We start from the raw sequence: 19,273 nt of genomic DNA, 5'->3' as shown, positions 1-19,273 counted from the left end.
GTGCCGGGCACCGGCTTCACTTCAGACCTCGCGCGTTCCCACCTCTTCAGTTCCTACCTCTTCCGTGCCGATCTCTCGCGTTCCTACCTCTCGTGTCCCGACCGAGTGCCTGCGCGCGAGCTCCTGGTAGATCGCGGCGTTGTGGTCGACCCAGATCTTCGGGGTGCCCTCGAGCGGGACCAGCCGCTTGGCCGGGACGCCCATGGCCACCACCTCCGCCGGGATCTCGCTCCCGGGCCCCACCATCGCACCAGCCGCGACCAGCGCGCGCTCGCCGATCACGGCGCCGTCCTGGACCGTGGCGCCGTTGCCGATCAGCGCCTGGGCCCCGACGGTGCAGTCGTGCACCACGCACAGGTGGCCGATGGTGGAGTTCGGGCCGATCTCGCAGCCGTTGACGTTGGTGTGGATGACGGAGTTGTCCTGGACGTTGGCACCCGCGCGGATCACCACCGGCCCGAAGTCGGCGCGGATCACCACCCCGTACCAGACCGAGGCCCCCGCCTCGACCGTCACGTCACCGATCAGGGTGGCGGTCGGGGCGATCCACGCCCCCGGATCGACCCGGGGGATCTTGCCTTCGAACGAGAACATCGGCATCGCCCCACAGTAATCTCGGCTCGTATGAGGCTCGACTCCGGCGGCTACGCCGCGACCGTTACCGAGGCCGCCGACGCGGTGGCCACCGCCGAACGGGCCGGGTACGACGGCGCGTGGATCGCCGAGACCCAGATCGACCCGTTCATCGGGGCGGCCGTCGCGGCCGAGCGGACCGAGCGGATCGAGGTGGTCACCGGGATCGCGGTGGCCTTCGCGCGCAACCCGATGACGGTGGCGGTGCAGGCCAACGACCTGCAGCTGCTCTCCGGCGGTCGGTTCGTCCTCGGGCTGGGGTCGCAGGTCAAGCCGCACATCACCAAGCGGTTCGGGATGCCGTGGTCGGCGCCCGCGGCCCGGATGCGTGAGTTCGTGCTGGCCGTGCGGGCCATCTGGGAGGCGTTCGAGACCGGTGAGCGGCTGCGCTTCCTCGGCGAGTACTACACGCACACGCTCATGACGCCGTTCTTCAACCCCGGCCCGAACACGCACGGCAACCCGCCGATCTTCCTCGCGGCCGTGGGCGAGCGGATGACCGAAGTGGCCGGGGAGGTCGCAGACGGCCTGCTCTGCCATGGCTTTTCCACTGAGCGCTACCTGCGCGAGGTAACGCTACCGGCGGTGAAACGCGGTCGCGCCAAGGTGGGTAAGACACTCGACGGCTTCGAGATCAGTGGACCGTCATTCGTCGCAAGTGGAACTACCGAGGCTGAGCTGGCGGGTGCGATAACCGAGGTTCGCAAGCAGATCGCGTTCTACGGTTCCACTCCCGCCTACCGCGGTGTTCTTGAGCTGCACGGCTGGGGCGAGCTGCAGGACGACCTCAACGCACTGTCCAAACGCGGACAGTGGGACGAGATGACCGCGTTGATCGACGACGACGTGCTGAACACCTTCGCCGTCGTGGGCTCCCCCGCGGCAGCAGCCGCGGAGATCAGGCGGCGCTACGGCGACGTGGCGAGCCGGATGACCGTCACGCCACCGGTGGCCGCCGCCCTAGGCGACCCGGATTAGCGCCGCCCCGGCGAGCACGAAGAACACCAGCACGACCAGGGTCGTGGAGTTCCCGCCGGTCGAGCTGGTGACGAGCTGGTCGACGGCGCCGGTGAGCACCACGCCGCAGTCGGCGGTGACGGTGTGCCGACCGGGCTTGACCTTGCTGAACTCCACCTTCGCGGTGAACCCGCCGGTGCTGTCCGACGTGGTCGCGCCGACCTTCTCGCCGCTGGAGGTCAACAGCACCGTCCGGTTGGGCTCGCACCCCTGGCCCGAGGCCGACAGCGGGTCACCCGGGCGGATGCTCTTGCGGTCGAGCTTGAGGCCACCCTCGACCGGCTTCTCGTCGGTGATCACCGTGGGCGTGGTGGTCAGCGTCGGTAGCGGCGTGGTGGTCGTGGTGTCCGTCGTGGTCGGCGGGGTGGTCCCGGTCGTCGTGGTCGTCGGCGGGGTCGTGGTCGTGGTGACCCCGGGGCGGGTCGTCGTGGTGGTGGTGACCGGCGGGCGCGTCGTCGTGGTGACCGGCGGGACAGTGGTGACCGGCGGCGTCGTGGTGGTCGTCGGGGGTCGCGTCGTGGTGGTCGGCGGGACCGTGGTGGTCGTGGTCGGCGTGGTCGTGACGGTGAACCGGGTGATCGCGCCGTAGTCGCCGCCGCACACGGCGTTGATCGGGTAGGTGGCGGGCTTGGCCGTGGCGGGCGCGGTGACCCGGATGGTCCCGGTGCTCTTGCCACCGGTGGTCACCGACGGGATGGTGCCCAGCGACCAGCTGAAGTTGATCGAGCTGCAGTAGCGCGGCGAGGCGAGCGTCCACGTGATCGTGAAAGAACTGCCCGCGGGCCCGGAGGTCGGGCTGATGCCCAGGCTGAGCACCGACTGCGCGGCGGCCGGTGTCGCGGGCACGAGAACGAGGAACCCGGCGGCCGCCGCAACGACCAAGCCCGCTAAGCGTCCAACAGTGCGCACGACCCCTACCCCTGTTCATTACCCCGGTCAGCCGGAACGCTCCGGATGAGCACCGACTCGCTGTAGCATTCCGCCTCGATCGGGCCCTGCTCAACCAGGAGTTTTACCCATGGGACGTCTCATCGCCGCCGCGGTTGCCCTCGTGACCGCCGCGTTGGTCCTCGGTGCGACCCCCGCAGCCGCCCAGGACGCCGACGATCCACTCAGGGTGACGGTTACCCTGGACGGTCAGGACATCACCGACCGCACCGTCGAGCTGGTCCCGACCAAGCCCGCCGAGGTCTCGATCACGGCGGTGAACCGGGGCACCAAGCCGCAGAAGGTCCAGCTGGTGCGGATCTCCGGGGTGGCGCTCGCGCTGACCTTCTTCGCCTACGACACCACCCTCCCGTTCGACGTCCCGGCCGGTTCGCGGGTCGTGCGGACGTTCCCGCTCGACGTGCGCGACCTGGAGGGCCAGGCCATCGGCCTGCTGCCGACTTCGGTGGAGCTGCTCTCCGAGGACCGCCAGGTGCTCGGCACCGCCAGCACGGTCGCCGACGTGCGCGGCACGGTGTGGTCGGTCTACGGCGTGTTCGGCCTGGTGATGCTCGGGCTCACCGCGCTCATCTGGGCGACCGTCCTCATCGGTCTCGCCCGGCACCGCCTCTCGCCGAACCGGTTCCGCCGCTCGCTGCGGTTCCTGCCCGCGGGCTTCGGCACCGGGCTGGTCGCGGTGGTGACGCTGTCGGTGCTGCGGCTGGTGCCGCCCGAGCCCGAGGTGGAGATCCCGATCGTGCTCGGCGCCGCGGCGATCGCTATGGTGCTCGGCTTCCTGACCCCGCACCCGGTGCCGCCCGCGCCCGAGGTGCCCGCCGACGGCCACACCGTCGGCATGACCACGCAGCTGATCGATGGCGAGACCGTCGACCAGCGCACCCAACGCAACACCCAGAGGTGGCCTGGATGACCGCGCCCGCCGGGCTCGCCGCGGCACTGCCGCAGTACAGCGTCGGCCAGAAGATCGGCTCCGGCGGCATGGGGGTGGTGTTCGAGGGCGTGCACCGGTCCCTGGGCAGGCACGTGGCGATCAAGCAGCTGCCCGCCGACCTGGTCGGCGACCCGGACGTCAACGCGCGGTTCGACCGCGAGGCACGGGTGCTGGCCAGCCTGGACCACCCGCACATCGTGCCGGTCTACGACTACGTGCAGACCGGCCGGGACAACCTGCTGGTGATGGAGAAGCTCGACGGCGGCACCGTGCACAGCCGCTTCCACGGCGCCGGGCTGACCGGTGAGCAGTCGTGCGCGATCGCGCTGGCGATGCTCGGCGGACTGCACGCCGCGCACGCGGCGGGCGTGCTGCACCTCGACGTCAAGCCGAAGAACCTGCTCTTCACCTCGGCGGGGGTGATGAAGGTCGCCGACTTCGGCATCGCCCAGGTGGTCAGCGAGGGCGCGACGATGATGACGCACGCGGGCGAAGTGCTGGGCACGCCCGCCTACATCGCACCCGAGCAGGCGATGGGCAACGCGCTCACGCCCGCGGCCGACGTCTATTCGGCTGGGACAGTCCTCTACGAACTGCTCTGCGGCGAACTCCCCTACGACCGCACCCGCGGCGCGGTGAGCATGATGCGGCAGCGGATCTTCAGCGACCCGGCCCCGCTGCCCAGGGTGCCCGAGCCGCTGGCCTCGGTCGTGATGCGCAGCCTGGCGCGCGAGCCGATGCAGCGCTACCGCGACGCCGAGGCGTTCGCCATCGACCTGAGCACCGCAGCCACGGTGGTGTTCGGCGCGGGTTGGCTGGAGCGCTCGGCGGTTCCGGTCCACTTGGCACCACGGGTCACCGGGTCGATCTCACAGCAGATGAGCCGCCAGCCGGACGCGCCGACCGTGATCACCCCACCGATCCGGGCGATGACCAGCGAGGGCACCCGCACGCTGGAGCCCGCCGACTTCCGCGGCAAGCAGCTGCGCCCGGCCAGCGAACTGATGCGCCCGACCGGCCCGTCCCCACTGTGGCCGGGCATCGTGGCGGCGATCGCGGTAGTCACGCTGATCGTGGTCGCCTTCCTGGCCCCTTCGACGCTGCGCCACCCACCCTCGACCCTCGTGCTGGACGGCCAGACCGCGGACGCGCCGGTGACCTTGGACTTCAGCAAGCCGTTCACAGTCGCGGGCAAAGCCAACGGCGAGGTGCAGGTGCAGTTCGCCGTCCGCGCGGGCGGCGTCCTGCTCGGCCGGATGATCGTCCCCGGCGTCACCCCGGAAGCCGACGGCACCTTCCAGACCACGATCAAGCCCAACCCCCTACTCCGCTGGGTCGTCGGCGGCGCCGTGACCGGCGAGGTACAGATCGGGCCCCAAGCCGCCGAACAGTTCACGGTCCGCACCGAGCACCCACTGGCCAGCGTGATGGGCGCAGGCAGCCTGCTGATCGGCCTGTTCGCCTTGGCCTACGTCGAGTCACTGATGCGCGCACTGCGCCGAGGCTTCCGCCGCCCAGCCGCACCATTCGCCGCTGTTCCGTTGGGGGCGCTGTTCGGTGCCTGCCTGTGGCTGTTCATCTCCACGGCGACTGTCCGCGAACCGGCGGTGGGATATGGGGTGACCTGCGCGATCATTGGGGCGATCGCGGCATGCGGCTTCGTCCTGGCGACTTCCTGGTCGGCAAGGCGCAGACTGCGGGGATAGGGCCTGCGCTCAAATTGGCGGTGCACTACTCGGCCACCAGAACACAAAGAATCCCGAGCCCGCTGGAACGCACCCGAACGCCGCCACCACCACCAAACCGCAGCGAAAGCCCGCCCGCCGCTGGTGCGCAACAGCATCCCAGCCCCCGCTGGTACCGCAGCGGATAGGTCGACCCTGCTGGCACCCAAGTGAGTCCCGTCCCCCAGCAAGCCGCAGCGGTGAGGCCGACCCCGCTGGAAAGCGAGTCCCGTTACGGATGCTCGATCTAGTGGACTCGCTTCGTGTGGGGGGAGAGTGCCGCTAAACTTGCCGTGGGTGGGGATGCCCTTACCTGCCCTTTTCTCTCCACCGCGGTGCTCTAGGGGCCCCGCACGAAGCGAGTTCACTAGATCGAGCCCCCGTCTTTTCCTCGGGCAGCCCATGTCTACGAGCCACCCGTGGCGTCGACCCCAGGGCAGCACATCCCATGAGCTGCCCGAGTAAGAGCAGGGCTCGATTGGCTGGACTGCCTTCGCGTGGGGCCCCTAGGCGACCGCGTGGGGAAAAAGCGTGGGGAGAAGGGCATCCCCACCACAGGTCAAGTTTAGCGGTCGCCTCCCCCCACACGAAGGCAGTCCACCCAATCGAGCACAAACGTAACGGGCGTTGCGTACCAGCGGGCTCGGCATTTAGAGATTGAAAGATTAGGGATTAGGGATTAGAAGCGTTGCCTCTGCATTATCCCGGGAGTAGGGGGATGTCGGCGACTGAGGGCAGTAGGTGCGTGTGTCGTTCTCGGCCGAGTGTCTCGGCGTCTTGAGAACCGGTAAGCACTCCTACGACGTACCGGGCACCAGCGTTCGTGCCCGCGCGCAGGTCGAGCACCGTGTCGCCCGCCGTCAGGACTGTGTTGGTGGTGTGCGTGCCGGTGGCCTCCATCGCGCGGAAGATCATGTACGGCGCGGGTCGGCCCGCTGCTACTTCGTCCACGGTGATCAGGGCGTCGATGGTGTCGCCGATCTTCCAGTCCAGGCGGGTGAGCAGGTCTTCGGCGATGTCGCGGGAGAAGCCCGTGGTGAGGGCGACCTTGGTGCCATGGGCGCGTAGCTCAGCCAGGGCGGCTTCGACGCCGGGCAGTGCGGTGGGTGGGTCGGCCTCGTAGGCGGCGGCCAGTCGGGTACGGAAGTCGTCGAACACGGTGTCCACTTCGGCAGGTGCGCCGGCGAGCAGGGCGGCGATGGCCTCGCGCTTGTCCGCGCCCATCCAGCGGTGGATGGCGGCGGCCGGGACCAGTGCGCCGGAGGCTGCGGTGACGGCGTCGGCCAGTGCCCGGTAGACAGCGCCGCCCTCCTGGACGGTGGTGCCGGCCATGTCGAGGGCGACGAGGTCGATGGTCACGAGGTCTCCTTGAGGATGTGCGGGCTCACTCGACCCGCCTGGACGTTGTCGATGGTGAAGGTGACCAGGTCGGGTCGGTACCGGTCGTCGCCGTATTCGACTGTGGTGCCGGCGGCGTCGGTGGCGCGGCGGCGTTCGCGCAGCAGCGGTGCGCCTTCGGTGATGGTGAGCAGGTTCGCGTCCGTGGTGGTGGCGGCGATGGCGTCGATGGTGTGCCGGGCGGCGCGCAGGTCGATGCCGCGGCTGAGCAGGTGCTCGTAGATCGATCCGCCGTCGGCGTCGAAGTCGAACAGCAGTCTGCCTACCGGCTCGATGAAACTGCTGCGCTCGAGCATGGTCGGGATGCCGTCGAGCAGGCGCAGTCGCAGGACCTCCACCACCGGGGTGCCCTCGTCGACACCCAGGGCGTCGGCGGCGACCGGGCTGGCGCCGCGGCGGGCGATCTCGACGGTGCGCTGTCCCGGTACCCGGCCCATCTGCCGGGCCCACCGGGTGAACGACAGGAAGGTCTCGAACGGCTGGGCGACCGCACTCTGCCGTACGACCGGCGGTTTGCCCTGGCCACCGCCGATCAGGCCCTCGTTGCGCAGCGCGGCGAGCGCCTGTCGTACCGTGCCGCGGGAGGCGGCGAACTCCTCGCAGAGCTGGGCCTCGGACGGCAGGGCGGCGCCGACCGGCAGCTGGCCGCGACTGATCCGGCCACGCAGGTCGTCGGCCACCCGCAGGTGCAGCGGTGGGGTCACATACTTGACCATACGAGTGCCCGGGTACCCGCTGTCAAGTTGTCCCGCTGTTCGCGTTGAGCTGGATGAACAACGTGGAAACTTGTCCAAACAAGTGCCGTGCAAACCTTGCGATCACCGCGCGCCAAGCCGCACCTTCTGTGCCATGACAACCCCCTCCCGGCACGTGGACCTCGCCGTGGTCGGCGCGGGCATCGTCGGCCTGGCGCACGCGGCGGAGGCCGTCGACCGCGGTCTCGACGTGGTGGTCCTCGACCGCGACGAGCGGGCCGTGGGTGCCTCGGTGCGCAACTTCGGCCACATCTGCCTCACCGCGCAGCACGGCCGTGCGCTGGAGTACGGCCTGCGGGCCCGCGAGCGGTGGCTGGCGCTGGCGGCCAAGGCGGGGTTCTGGGTGTCGGAGGCGGGCACGGTCGTGGCCGCGCGGGCCGAGGACGAGGTCGCGGTGCTAGCGGAGTTCGCCGCGCAGCGCGGTGACCAGGTCGAACTGCTCGACGCGGCGGGCGTGCGGGCCCGGCTGCCGCTGGTGTCCGACGAGGTCAGCAGCGGTGCGTGGCTGCCGCTGGACCTGCGCGTCGACCCGCGGGAGGCAGTGCCCGCCATCGCCGCGTGGCTGGCCGCGCACGGTGTCAACTTCCGCTGGCGCACCACGGTGACCGGGGTCGGCCCGGGCGAGGTGCGCACGACGCGCGGCACGGTCACCGCCGACCGGGTCGTGGTGGCGGTCGGCCACGACGTCGACCGGCTGCTGCCCGACGTCGCCGAGGAGGCAGGCGTGCAGCGGTGCCTGCTGCGGATGCTGCAAGTGTCCACACCAGACTCAGCGGTGTTCGGCCCGGCCGTCCTCTCCGGACTCTCGATGCTGCGCTACGACGGTCTGCTGGCGTGCCCGTCGGCCGACGCCGTGCGGCAGCGGTTCGCCCGCGAGCACCCGGATCTGCTCGACGTGGCGATGAACCTGATGTTCACCCAGCGCCCCGACGGCGACCTCGTCATCGGCGACACGCACCACTACGGCCACACCCACGACCCGTTCGACGACGAGTCCACCGGCGACGCGGTCCTGCGGGAGACCGCCCGCCTGCTCGGCGTCCCCACCCTGTCCGTCCGCCGGCGCTGGCGCGGCGTCTACGCCTCGTCGGACAAGACGGACTTCCTTGTCGCACAGCCCTTCGACGGTGTCCGCGTGGTCTCGGTGACCTCCGGCATCGGCATGACCACCGCGTTCGGCCTCGCCCCCGCCGTCCTCGACGACCTCTGCTAGGAGTCCCCACCATGAAGCGCATCGCCATCGTCCTCGCCGCCGCCGCCCTGGCCATCTCGGCCTGCGGCGGCTCGGAAAACCCGGCGGCGCAAGGGAACCCGTCGTGCCCGAACGGCGAGGTGAGATTTGGCATCGAGCCCTACGAGGACCCGGGCAAGCTGACCCCGGCCTACCAGGTCCTCACCGGCGCCCTGCAGCGCGGGCTGAACTGCCCGGTGAAGCTGCAGATCGTGCAGGACTACTCGGCCGAGGTGCTGGCCATGCAGAACGGGAAGCTGGAACTGGCCCAGTTCGGCCCGCTCGGCTTCGTCTTCGCCAACCGCCGCGCCAACGCCGAGCCGGTCGCCTCCTTCGGTGACGCCCAGGGGAAGCTGACCAGCTACAAGGCCGGGATCTACGTCCCCAAGGACTCCCCCGCGCAGAGCCTCGCCGACCTGCGCGGCAAGTCGCTCGCCCTCTCCGAGCCCGGTTCCACCTCCGGCGACGCCCTCCCCCGGGCGGCGCTGGCGAAGGTCGGCCTGGACAAGGCGTCGGTGAAGCTGGACTACGCGGGCGGCCACCCGGAGGCGCTGCTGGCCCTGACCAACGGCAAGGTCGACGCCGCCGAGATCAACACCCAGCAGCTCGCCACGGCGACCGCGGCGGGCAAGTTCGACGCGTCGCGGTTCCGCCAGATCTGGGCCTCCGACCCGATCCCCAACGATCCGATCACCGTGGCGGGCAGCACGGACGCCAGGTTCAAGGACGCCGTGCGCGCGGCGCTGCTCGGGCTGAAGCCGGACGAGGTCGCCAAGGTCGGCGCCCTCCTCGACGTGGACCCGGCGGGCCCGATGGTGGCCGTGGACAAGTCCACCTACCAGCCCCTCTTCGACCTGGCCGACACCCTGGGCCTGACCGAGGGCGACGTCTGACCCGCGACGGGTCCCCCGAACACCAGCCGACACGACCTTGGATGGGGAGCGCCATGACCACCAGCCTGGACTCCGGGCTGTCCGTGCGCGGACTGCGCAAGTCCTACGGCGGCCGCACCGTGCTCGCCGGGGTCGACTTCGCGGTGGCCGCGGGTGAACTCGTGGTCTTGTTGGGCACCAACGGTTCCGGCAAGTCCACCGCGCTGCGCTGCGTCATCGGGCTGACCGAGCCGGACGGCGGCGAGATCACCCTCCGGGGGAAGTCGCTGAAGGGCCTGAGCGGCACCGAACTCGCCCGGTCGCGGCGGACCGCGGCGATGGTGTTCCAGCAGATCCACCTGGTGCGCAGGCGCAGCGCGCTGGACAACGTGTGCGCGGGCGGGCTGGCGGGACTGCCGCTGTCCCGCTCGCTCGCGCCCGCGCTGTTCCCGCGCGAGCTGCGTGAACACGCGATGGCCTGTCTGGACAGGGTGGGTCTCGCCGACCGCGCGCACGACCGGGCGGGCCGCCTGTCGGGCGGGCAGCAGCAGCGGGTCGCCGTGGCGCGGGCGCTCTGCCAGGGCGCGAAGGTGCTGCTGGCCGACGAGCCGGTCTCCGCGCTCGACCCGGCCGCGGCGACGCAGGTGATGGCGCTGCTCGCCGAGCTCGCCCACCGCGACGGTCTCGCCGTCGCCGCGGTGCTGCACCAGCCCGAGCTCGCGCGGCGGCACGCCGATCGGGTGCTCGGGCTGCTCGGTGGCGAGATCCGGTTGTCTTGCAGGGGAACCACACTGTCCGATTCGGACATCGAGGCGCTGTACGCGCCGGACCGAGTGGAGGAAGCGTGACCGCGACCGAGCGCCCCCGCCGCCCGGTGCCCGCCCGCGCGCGCAAGCCGCTGTACGTGGCCGTGGCGGTGATCGCGGTCGTGCTCGGCGCGGCGCACGTGCTGGCCTGGCAGGCGACCGAGGTGTCACCGGGCGCGCTGGTCGACGGCTGGCGCGGGATGGCCCGCTTCCTCGGCGAGGCCCTGCCGCCGGACCTGGACTGGGACGAGGTCGTCCAACCCGGCCTGGAAGCCTGTCTGACCACGCTCGCGATCGGCCTCCTCGGCACCACGCTGTCCGTTCCGGGCGCTTTGGTCCTGGCGGTCCTCGGCACACGTGGGCGACACCCGGTCGTGTATCAGCTATCGCGCTCGGTGATGTCGTTTCTGCGTGCGGTGCCGGACGTGGTGTTCGCCCTGGTGTTCGTCACCGCGGTCGGGCTGGGCCCGTTCGCCGGCGTGCTCGCGCTGGTCTGCCACAACGTCGGGGTGATGGGCAAGCTCTGGTCCGAGGCGGTGGACGAGATCGACAGCGGCCCGGCCGACGCGCTGCGGGTGTCCGGCGCCGGTGCGGTCCAGGTGCTGGCGAACGCGGTGCTGCCCGCGGTGGTGCCGTCGCTGGTCGGTCTGCTGCTCTACCGGTTCGACGTGAACGTGCGCTCGTCGCTGGTGCTCGGGCTGGTCGGCGCGGGCGGGGTCGAGTTCCTGATCAACCAGTCGATCCAGCTGTTCGAGTTCGACCAGATGGCGACCTACATCCTGATGGTCCTGGTGCTCGTCGTCGCGGTCGACCTGCTCAGCGCCGCGGTCCGGCGGCGTCTCAGCGATTGAGGGATGACGTTGCGACGATCGAGTGACTACTAAATGTTCAAGTAACACTTGGTGACCGACGCACCGATGCACCCCCCACACCGTCCGGTTCGGAGGGAGCCCCATGGCGACGCGGAGAACCACCGTGGCGGGCACGTCACTGCTGTGCCTGGCGTTGCTCGGGGGCTGTGCCGCCACCGACCGGACGGCGGCCGAGCCGGTGGGCAGCGCACCGCCCGCCGTCTCGACCACAACCGCGGAGCCGACCACCACGACCACGACGCCGACACCAACCGCGCCGGCGAAAGCCACGGTGTCGGAGGTCGTCGATGCCCGAACCGTCCTGACCTCGGCGGGCAAGAAGGTGGTGGTGGCCGGCCTCGCGGCTCCCGGTGAGTGCTGGCAGGCCGCAGCACAGGAGTACGCGCGCGGAATCCTTGCGGGACAACAGGTCTACCTGTCCGATGTCGGTAACCTGACACTCGCGGACGGAACGGACTTCGCACTTTCGGCCATCAGCAAGGGAATGGCCAAGACCACGGCGGTGGCTTCGCTGACGTTGACCGACGCCCAGCAGGTGGCGCAAACCGCCGCCCTCGGCCTTTGGGGAGCACCGTGCTCCGGTTCGGACAGCACGCCGGTGACCACGAAGCGCGCCGTCCAACCGCTGGTGCCCGTCGTGCCCCCGCCGCCAGCACCGGCACCGGTCGAGGAACCCGTTGCCGCGCCAACAGAACAGGGCGGCGCGTACTACAAGTCCTGCGCCGAGGCCAAGAAGGCGGGCGCGGCACCCATGCACCGGGGCGAGCCCGGCTACCGCGCGGCCCTCGACCGCGACAAGGACGGGATCGCTTGCGACACCTGATGCTCAGGTGCGCGGCAACAGCGGTTCGCAGTGGTGTTGCGGGTCTTTCGGGCACGCCCAGGAGACGACGCCGTCGATCGTGGTGACGCTCAACGGGTGCTGGTGGTCCGGGCACGGTGGCAGCGCCGCGCCCCAGCTCTCCTCGATCGCGTGGTCCTGGATCTGGTCGGCCATCGCGGCGACGGCCAGCGGGACGGGGACGTCGAGGGAGAAGTTGTAGTAGCCCACGGTCGCCGCCCCGGTCGCGGTCGCCTTCCACATGACAGTCGCTCGGAGCTCACGCGACGGGGGTAGATCCCCGAACGGCTTGGGGAGTGGGAACGGCGACACCCGCTCCGGCGCCTCCCCGACCGACAGCAGCCGCCACTCGGCCGCCTGGTCGCCGAGCCGCGCGAGCACGGTCTCGGCGACCATGCGCACGTATTCGATGTCGCTCATCTTCCCAGTATTGCTGGAAACCAGGTTTCGCGACTAGGCCAGCCGGTACAGCAGGCTGTCGACCTGGTCCTGCCGGATCTCCTCGACGGTGATCGACGGGTCACCGATGTGCGCGTGCGCGATCTCCGCCGGGTCCGGCTGCGCGACGGCGTCCGGCCAGGTGTCGGGCTTCCAGAGCCCGGACCGCACGAAGGCCTTGGGGCAGTGCGTGTACACCTCGTCCGGCTCCACCACCAACGCCGCCCGCGGCGGCTTCCCTACGGCGGTAAGGGTTTCCAGCAGCTCAGGACGGGCGGAAACGCAGGCCCGACCGTTGACCCGCAACGTCTGCCCCCGGCCCGGGATCAGGAAGATCAACCCGACCCGCCCGGTCTGCACGACGTTGCGGAAGGTGTCGATCCGCTTGTTCCCGGTGGCGTCCGGCACGACCACCTCACCGGTGTCCAGCACCGTCACGAACCCGGCGGCCCCACCGCGCGGGGTGACGTCGCACCGGCCGTCGGCGTCGAAACTCGCGATGAACAACATCGTCGAGCAGGCCACGAACTCGCGCGCCAACTCGTCCACGGCCGAGATGACCTTCGCATCCGCCCTCGGCCCCGGCGCCTCGTAGATGTCCCGCAACCCGGCCTCGGTGGTGATGGCGTCAGCGAAGAGGTTCACGCCCGCACGCTACCGGCGCCCCCGCCCCCCTGGCCTGGTATTTCCCGCCACCCCCGCAGGACCGGATCCGCCACTGGGGCCAGCCCCGCGAACACGTCAGGCCCCGTCCAACCAGTGGTTGGACGGGGCCTGACCTGCGTCTACGGTGGAGCCGCCTAAGGGAATCGAACCCTTGACCTGTTCATTACGAGTGAACCGCTCTGGCCGACTGAGCTAAGGCGGCGTGACCGAGAACCACTATACCGGGTACCCCCGCGTCACCAGCAGGGGCCCGCGTCGTTTACTGGTTGGTAGCGAACTGCGTGACGAGGAGGACCCCGACGATGCAGCGACGTCTGCCCGCCGTGCTGGCGGTGCCCGCGGTGGCTTCCGTGCTGGTGTTGGCCGCGGGCCCCGCGGCGGCCCAGGTGCCCACGACGCCGGTACCGCCACCCGCCAGCCCGACGGCCCCGCCCCCGTCCGCACCGGTCGGCCCGCAGCCGCTCGGGCACGCGGTCGCCGACGCCGGCACCGGCCTGGCGGTGGTCCGGCTGCTGCCGAACTCGGCACCGACCAAGTCGATCATCCCGGGGGCCGAGGACAAGCTGCCCAAGCAGTCGGCCGTGGAGCTCGGGTTCGGGCTGGCCAGCGCGCAGGCGAACTCCGAGGCCTACCTGGCCTTCGAGAAGTCGATCGCGCAGGCCTCCCCCGGCGGCATCGCCGTGCAGGGCGCGAGCCCGCAGACGCCGGGCGCGCTCGCGCAGACCGCACCCCCGAACAACGCCGAACCGCGCACCGGCGGTATCAACCCGCCGTCGTCGCCGCTGGACACACTGGTCAAGGCCGGTGTGCTCAACGGGCGCGTGCAGGCGCAGTGGAGCGACACCCTCGGACCGTGCGTCAACACCATCTCCGACGCGTCGACCGAGCTGGCCAGCCTGTCGGCGCTCAACGCCATCCCGACCCTGCCCGGCGTGACCGACCTGACCGGTGTCTTCGACGCCCCCAACCTCGACAACGCCGGTGACCTGGCGATCATCGACGGCCTCAAGGGCCTGACCGGCCCACTGAGCACCCTCGGCGGCGTACTCGGCGGCCAGGGAAGCACCACCGGCTCCCTCCTGAGCCTGCCGAACACCCTCTCGGCCCGCTCGGTGGTCCGGCTCGTCGACATCCCGGGCTCCCCCAACAAGGCGGTCCAGTCCGTCTCCACCATGCAGGTGGCAGCCGTCAAGCTGCTCGCGGGCACCCCCTTCGAGGTATCGATCAACGTCGTCAGCCAGCCAACCCTGACGGTCACCTCCACCGGCGACAAGGCGACCTCCACGGTCCAGTACACGGCACCGGTCCTCGACGTCGTCCAGGGCGGCAAGAGCCTCGGCCGACTCGACGCCGCCAACCCGAAACTGGACATCCCGATCGGCATCCCACTGCCCACCGGCACCGCCGTCCCCGGCCTGGACAAGCTCCCGATCATCGGCGGCCTCCTGGCAGGTGGCCAGGGCCTGCAGGACGCACTGGCGAACGGCCTGAAGAAGCTGGACCTGGGCGTCATCCGCCTCTCGGTCGCCGGCCTCAACCAGAAGAGCGAAGAGTCCACCCAGCCCTTCAAGGGCTTCCAACTGGGCGCCACCGCACGCATGCTCGACCTCCAGATCCTCCCCACCGACGCACTGGGCCTGCCCAACCTGCCCTCCGCACTGGCCCAGGTCTCCCTGGGCGAACAGGTCGCCCGGGCCTACGCACCAACCGGCGGAGTGATCTGCGGGACGGCGACACAACAGCCGGTCAACCCACCCGCACCGGCACCGCAGGGCAAGGCGACCCCGCCGCCACTGGCTTACACCAACGCGGCCTACCAGGCCGTGCCGATCTTCTGGACCGGCACGGCGATGCTGCTGGTGGGGGTCGTCCTGGTGGCCGCACTCCCCAACCGCCGCCGGCCCGCCACGGCCCGGACAAAGCCGAAGGCAACCAGCTAACCAACCGACACCCGGGCGCCCCCGGCACCCAAACCTGATCACCAGCGGCCCTTGTCCACCAACGGACAAGGGCCGCTCCCATTCCCTCCCACCGCCCCCCTTCCCACACCTCCCCTTTTCCCGCTTCGCCCTTCCTTCCCACTCCCCTTTCCCGCACTCCTCTTTTCCCGCATTTCCCACCCCCCACCCCTTGCCCTTATCTTTGCCCTCAATCTTTCCAATCTCTAAATGCTGAGCCCGCTGGTACGCAACACCCGTTACGTTTGTGCTCGATTGGGTGGACTGCCTTCGTGTGGGGGGAGAGCACCGCTAAACTTGACCTGTGGTGGGGATGCCCTTCACCCCACGCTTTTCCCCACCGCGGTGCTCTAGGGGCCCCACGCGAAGGCAGTCCAGCCAATCGAGCCCCGCTCTTACTCGGGCAGCTCGTGGGGTGTGCCGCACACCGACCTACGGTCGACCGTCTTCGGCGGCTCATCGCTTGGGCTGCCCGAGGAAAAGACGGGGGCTCGATCTAGTGAACTCGCTTCGTGCGGGGCCCCTAGAGCACCGCGGTGGAGAGAAAAGGGCAGGGTAAGGGCATCCCCACCCACGGCAAGTTTAGCGGCACTCTCCCCCCACACGAAGCAAGTCCACTAGATCGAGCATCCGTAACGGGACTTGCGTTCCAGCGGGGTCGGCCTCACCGCTGCGGTACCAGCGGGGGCGGGATCCTGTTACGTGTCAGCGAGTCGGGAATCTTCTTTTGCGTTCCAGCGGAGTTCGGTCAGCCCATGTACAGCTGGGTGACCATCGCTTCTATCGCGATCCTCGGCTTGACGTTCAGCTCAATCGCCTCACGGCAGTCCAGGACCGCTTCCAACCTGCGCAGTGCCGACTCCGGTGTCCAGCGTTCCGCTGCCTGGCCGGAGCTTTCCGCGTGGTCCGGGTGGTTCAGTGCCGCAGGTGCGCCGGAGGCTGTGACCAGCACGTCTCGATAGAAGCCGGCCAGGTCGACCAGGGCCAGGTCCAGTGCGTCGCGCTGGGTTCGGGTGGCTCGGGACTTCTGGCGGCGTTCCAGTTCCTTGATGGCTCCGGCCGTTCCCCGGGTCGCCGAGGCGGTTCCCTTGCCCGTGCCTCCTGCGCCCATCGCCGTCTTCAGCGCGTCCTTCTCGGCTTCGTCGCGTGAGCCGCTGACTTCGGTGGCGTCTGTTTCGGCTGCCTTGACCAGGTCGTCGGCCGCGTCGAAGACGTCGGAGAGTCTGCGGAGGTTGATCGGGATTCGGAGGACCTTGTCCCGGCGTTCGCGGGCGGCTGGGTCGGTGGCGAGGCGGCGGGCTCGGCCTACGTGGCCGCCGCAGACAGAGGCTGCCCATTTCGCGGTGTCCGCGTCGATGCGGTCGCGTAGTTGCAGGACCTCGGCGATGGCCGGTGGTGCGGGGGTGCGCAGGGCGATCACCCGGCAGCGGGAACGGATCGTCACGGAGACGTCGTCGGGGTGGTCGGAGGGGGCGCACAACAGGAAAACCGTGCGCGGTGGTGGTTCCTCGACTGCCTTGAGCAGGGCGTTGGCGGCGCCTTCGGTCAGGCGGTCGGCGTCGGTGATCACGACGACCTGCCAGCGGCCGCCGGTCGGGCGGCGGGCTGAGGTCTGGACCAGCGCGCGCATCTCGGCCACCGAGATCGACAGGCCCTCGGGGACCACCATCCGGACATCCGCGTGAGTGCCGGACATCGCGGTGTGGCAGCCCTGGCACTGACCGCAGCCTGCGTCGCCGGTGGTGCACTCCAGTGCGGCCGCGAAGGCGCGGGCGGCGACCGAGCGGCCGGAGCCCGGGGGGCCGGTGAACAGCCAGGCGTGGGTCATGCCCGCTGCCGTGCCGGTGCCGTCGACCAGGTTGGCGGCCGCCTTGGCCGCGGTGTGCAGGACCTCCACCGCGTCGGGCTGGCCGACCAGCTGGGACCAGACCGTCATGAGCCCGCCTCGGCGGGCACCGGCTCCAGCCTGGCCAGCTTGCGGCCCGCCATGGTGGTCTGCACGGCCAGGCGGACCCGGTCGTGGACGCCCTCGGGGCTGCCGTCGCCGTCGACGACCACGTAGCGGTCGGGGTCGGCGGCGGCCATGTCGGTGAGCACGCTCTGCACGTGCCAATGATGCTCCGCGCTGCCCGCGCGCGGTTGCAGGGTGCTGGGGTCGCGGTCGAGCAGGATCGTGATGTCCGGCCGCAGCCGTACCGTGGCCCAGTCGGCCAGGCCCTCGAGCTCGGCCGGGTCCAGGCCCGCGGCGACCGAGAGGTGGGCGAGCGGGCTGTCGATGAACCGCTCCATCACCACCAGTGCGCCCCGGTCCAGCGCGGGCTGGATCTGCCGTTCTACCAGGTCGGCCCGGACCGCCGCGGCGACCAGCGCGTGCGCGCGGGCGCTGGAGAGGCCGGCGTCCACGAGCACGGTGCGCAGCCGGACGTCGTCGAGGGCCGGGTCGGTGGCGAGCAGGACCTCCTTCTTGCCGGAGGCGCGCAGCCAGTCGGCGAGCAGTTCGGCCTGGGTGGAGGTGTCGAGGTGGGTGTCGCCCTCGACCGCGATGAGCATCCCGGTGCTGCGGCGCGGCTTGCGGCGGATCGCGGCCAGCAGGTCGGACACGATCGTCTCGGAGCGCCGGTCGTCCATCTGGCGGTAGGCCAGTATCCCGACCAGCGCGGCCAGCACGCCCGCGCCGAGCAGCACCGGGCGGGTGCCGTCGACGATCATCACCCGGCCGAACAGGGTGATGTTGTGCGGCTGGACCAGGCCGACCAGCACCGGCGTCAGCGCCATCGCGCCGGCCAGGATGATCTTCATCAGGGACTGGTAGATCGCGTTGATCCGGCCCCGGATGGCGTCCTCGACCTGGGTGCCGATGATCGTCACGCCGGTCAGGAACGCGATGCCCGCGCCCGCGCCGAGCACGGCCACGGTGATCAGCGAGACGGCCAGGTGCGGGGACAGCGCGACCAGCAGCTGCGCGATGCCCGCGACCACGATCGCGATGCCGAAGAGCCGGTTGCGCGGCAGCCGCAGGGCGAGCTTGGGCGCGGTCCCCATGCCGGTCGCCAGGCCGATGAACAGCGCGACGAACAGCAGGCCGAACGCGCCATCGCCGCCGCCGAGGCTGTTGGCGTAGAGCTGGGCCGAGCCGACCAGCGCGCCCGCGGCGGCGAACGCGCCGACCATGCCGATCAGCAGGCCGCGCACTATCGGGGTGGTGCGCACGAACCGGCCAGCGTCCCGGATCATCGCCATGATGCCGGTCTTGGCCGCCTCCTCCCCCTGCTCCGTGGCGCTGACGACGCGCCGGGACAGCTCCGGGATCCGGGTGGCGACGATGATCGCGCTGCTCAGGTAGAGCAGGCCGTTGATCATCAGGATGACCTTGGCCACCCCCATGCCCGAGTCGTCGGGCTGCAGGTTGAGGTTGGTGGCGATGCCGGTGATGGCCGCGTAGAGGCCCGCGCCGCTGATGACCGCGATGCCGTAGGTCATCACCATGCCGAGCTGGTTGGCCGTCTCCACCTGGTCGGGCCTGCGCAGCAGGTTCGGGACCGCGGCGTCCTTGGACGGGATCCACAGCAGCGCGCAGCAGCCGACCAGGAAGTTGCCCGCGAACAGCCACCACGGCGAGCCGACGATGGCGATCGAGAGGAACAACCCGCAGCGCGCGATGTCGGCGAAGACCATCACCTTGCGCCGGTCGAACCGGTCGGCGAACAGGCCGCCCAGCGGCGCGAAGAGCAGCCCCGGGAGCAGTTGGGTGAGCACCACACCGGCGAAGGCGAAGCTCTGCGCCTTGTAGTCCTCGGTCAGCTTGGACGCCAGGCCCGCGAGCGCCAGCAGCGAGAGCCAGTCACCGACGCTGCACAGGTAGGTGACACCCCAGAGCCTGCGGAACGGCCTGATGGACAGCACGCTGCGCGCCCGGTGGGTCATCGACCCCTCGGACCCCTTCGGCGCCTCGGCACCGGCCCTGCCGTTCCCGTTCAGGCCCCCCACCCACCTTCCACGCGGTCACCACGTCCAGCGTAACCGGGAAGCGATTACGACCTGGTCATCCGGGTGGCGCACGGCAAGCACCCACCCGGTCACAGCCCGCCAACAAGGACGACCCGAGTTACCCGGAACGGGTGTATCTCGTGCCGACGGTGTCCAGGCTAGCCAGGCGGAACCGGGGAACGCGTGACAGGAGGTG

17 protein-coding genes and 1 tRNA gene are annotated in these 19,273 nt (G+C 70.4%); 9 read left to right on the top strand and 9 right to left on the bottom strand.

Translation table 11 applies throughout. The features are described from left to right. Positions 1 to 21: 21 nt before the first annotated feature. On the bottom strand, positions 22 to 600 hold the full coding sequence (locus QSK30_RS19445) for a gamma carbonic anhydrase family protein (RefSeq protein WP_285504640.1): 579 nt from the start codon (positions 598 to 600) through the stop codon (positions 22 to 24). Positions 601 to 624: 24 nt separating this feature from the next. Between QSK30_RS19445 and QSK30_RS19440 the strand changes: the two genes are divergently transcribed. After that, positions 625 to 1,611: a TIGR03617 family F420-dependent LLM class oxidoreductase gene (locus tag QSK30_RS19440; protein ID WP_285504638.1), complete on the top strand. Its 987-nt coding sequence runs from the start codon at positions 625 to 627 to the stop codon at positions 1,609 to 1,611. On the opposite strand, the gene QSK30_RS19435 is transcribed toward QSK30_RS19440, so the two are convergent. Continuing rightward, positions 1,594 to 2,532 (bottom strand): hypothetical protein, encoded by a 939-nt coding sequence (locus QSK30_RS19435; protein WP_285504636.1) that lies wholly within the window; start codon positions 2,530 to 2,532, stop codon positions 1,594 to 1,596. The two genes, QSK30_RS19440 and QSK30_RS19435, sit on opposite strands and share 18 nt — an antisense overlap. Before the next feature lie 136 nt (positions 2,533 to 2,668). Between QSK30_RS19435 and QSK30_RS19430 the strand changes: the two genes are divergently transcribed. Together QSK30_RS19430 and QSK30_RS19425 are read left to right on the top strand one after the other, a co-directional pair. Further along, a complete protein-coding gene (locus tag QSK30_RS19430; protein ID WP_285504634.1) occupies positions 2,669 to 3,508 on the top strand; it encodes a hypothetical protein in 840 nt (279 codons plus the stop codon). Continuing rightward, positions 3,505 to 5,235 carry a serine/threonine-protein kinase gene (locus tag QSK30_RS19425; RefSeq protein WP_285504632.1) on the top strand — a complete coding sequence of 577 codons (1,731 nt, stop codon included), beginning with the start codon at positions 3,505 to 3,507 and terminating at the stop codon, positions 5,233 to 5,235. The genes QSK30_RS19430 and QSK30_RS19425 overlap by 4 nt, the downstream gene beginning before the upstream one ends. A 717-nt stretch (positions 5,236 to 5,952) precedes the next feature. Here QSK30_RS19425 and QSK30_RS19420 read toward each other — a convergent pair. Together QSK30_RS19420 and QSK30_RS19415 are read right to left on the bottom strand one after the other, a co-directional pair. Further along, on the bottom strand, positions 5,953 to 6,612 hold the full coding sequence (locus QSK30_RS19420; RefSeq protein WP_285504631.1) for a phosphonatase-like hydrolase: 660 nt from the start codon (positions 6,610 to 6,612) through the stop codon (positions 5,953 to 5,955). Beyond that, the gene (locus QSK30_RS19415; protein WP_285504629.1) at positions 6,609 to 7,355 is read right to left on the bottom strand and encodes a GntR family transcriptional regulator; all 747 of its coding nucleotides are present in this window, start codon (positions 7,353 to 7,355) and stop codon (positions 6,609 to 6,611) included. The genes QSK30_RS19420 and QSK30_RS19415 overlap by 4 nt, the downstream gene beginning before the upstream one ends. Before the next feature lie 145 nt (positions 7,356 to 7,500). Here QSK30_RS19415 and QSK30_RS19410 point away from each other — a divergent pair, with 145 nt between their 5' ends. The 5 genes from QSK30_RS19410 (at position 7,501) to QSK30_RS19390 (ending at position 12,010) form a co-directional block, all read left to right on the top strand. Continuing rightward, on the top strand, positions 7,501 to 8,619 hold the full coding sequence (locus QSK30_RS19410) for a TIGR03364 family FAD-dependent oxidoreductase (protein WP_285504627.1): 1,119 nt from the start codon (positions 7,501 to 7,503) through the stop codon (positions 8,617 to 8,619). A gap of 11 nt (positions 8,620 to 8,630) precedes the next feature. After that, positions 8,631 to 9,530, top strand: a complete 900-nt coding sequence (locus tag QSK30_RS19405) for a phosphate/phosphite/phosphonate ABC transporter substrate-binding protein (RefSeq protein ID WP_285504626.1) — start codon at positions 8,631 to 8,633, stop codon at positions 9,528 to 9,530. A gap of 53 nt (positions 9,531 to 9,583) precedes the next feature. Further along, entirely contained in the window at positions 9,584 to 10,357 is a 774-nt protein-coding gene (locus QSK30_RS19400; RefSeq protein ID WP_285504624.1) for a phosphonate ABC transporter ATP-binding protein, read from the top strand. After that, positions 10,354 to 11,166: a phosphonate ABC transporter, permease protein PhnE gene (gene phnE, locus QSK30_RS19395; protein WP_285504622.1), complete on the top strand. Its 813-nt coding sequence runs from the start codon at positions 10,354 to 10,356 to the stop codon at positions 11,164 to 11,166. The genes QSK30_RS19400 and phnE overlap by 4 nt, the downstream gene beginning before the upstream one ends. Before the next feature lie 103 nt (positions 11,167 to 11,269). Beyond that, a complete protein-coding gene (locus QSK30_RS19390; RefSeq protein ID WP_285504621.1) occupies positions 11,270 to 12,010 on the top strand; it encodes a thermonuclease family protein in 741 nt (246 codons plus the stop codon). Between the two features lie 3 nt (positions 12,011 to 12,013). Here the strand turns inward: QSK30_RS19390 and QSK30_RS19385 are convergent, their stop codons facing one another. From QSK30_RS19385 to QSK30_RS19375, 3 genes are all read right to left on the bottom strand, one after another. After that, on the bottom strand, positions 12,014 to 12,448 hold the full coding sequence (locus QSK30_RS19385; protein WP_285504619.1) for a hypothetical protein: 435 nt from the start codon (positions 12,446 to 12,448) through the stop codon (positions 12,014 to 12,016). A 33-nt stretch (positions 12,449 to 12,481) separates the two neighbouring features. Further along, positions 12,482 to 13,111 (bottom strand): MSMEG_1061 family FMN-dependent PPOX-type flavoprotein, encoded by a 630-nt coding sequence (locus QSK30_RS19380; protein WP_285504617.1) that lies wholly within the window; start codon positions 13,109 to 13,111, stop codon positions 12,482 to 12,484. Between the two features lie 146 nt (positions 13,112 to 13,257). Continuing rightward, positions 13,258 to 13,334, bottom strand: a tRNA-Thr gene (locus tag QSK30_RS19375). Positions 13,335 to 13,434: 100 nt separating this feature from the next. On the opposite strand from QSK30_RS19375, the gene QSK30_RS19370 reads away from it, so the two are divergent. Next, on the top strand, positions 13,435 to 15,072 hold the full coding sequence (locus QSK30_RS19370) for a hypothetical protein (protein ID WP_285504615.1): 1,638 nt from the start codon (positions 13,435 to 13,437) through the stop codon (positions 15,070 to 15,072). A 766-nt stretch (positions 15,073 to 15,838) separates the two neighbouring features. On the opposite strand, the gene QSK30_RS19365 is transcribed toward QSK30_RS19370, so the two are convergent. Together QSK30_RS19365 and QSK30_RS19360 are read right to left on the bottom strand one after the other, a co-directional pair. Then, a complete protein-coding gene (locus QSK30_RS19365; protein WP_285504613.1) occupies positions 15,839 to 17,026 on the bottom strand; it encodes a DNA polymerase III subunit delta' in 1,188 nt (395 codons plus the stop codon). Further along, positions 17,023 to 19,077, bottom strand: coding sequence for a bifunctional MFS transporter/dTMP kinase (locus QSK30_RS19360; RefSeq protein ID WP_502871854.1), 2,055 nt, complete (start codon positions 19,075 to 19,077; stop codon positions 17,023 to 17,025). Before QSK30_RS19360 ends, QSK30_RS19365 begins: the two co-directional genes overlap by 4 nt. Positions 19,078 to 19,273: the final 196 nt, after the last annotated feature.

Origin of the sequence: Actinokineospora sp. NBRC 105648, from assembly GCF_030269645.1 — a bacterium.
Lineage (GTDB): Bacteria > Actinomycetota > Actinomycetes > Mycobacteriales > Pseudonocardiaceae > Actinokineospora.
The sequence above is the reverse complement of the archived record's forward strand: the minus strand, read 5'-3'. Positions and strand labels throughout refer to the sequence as shown.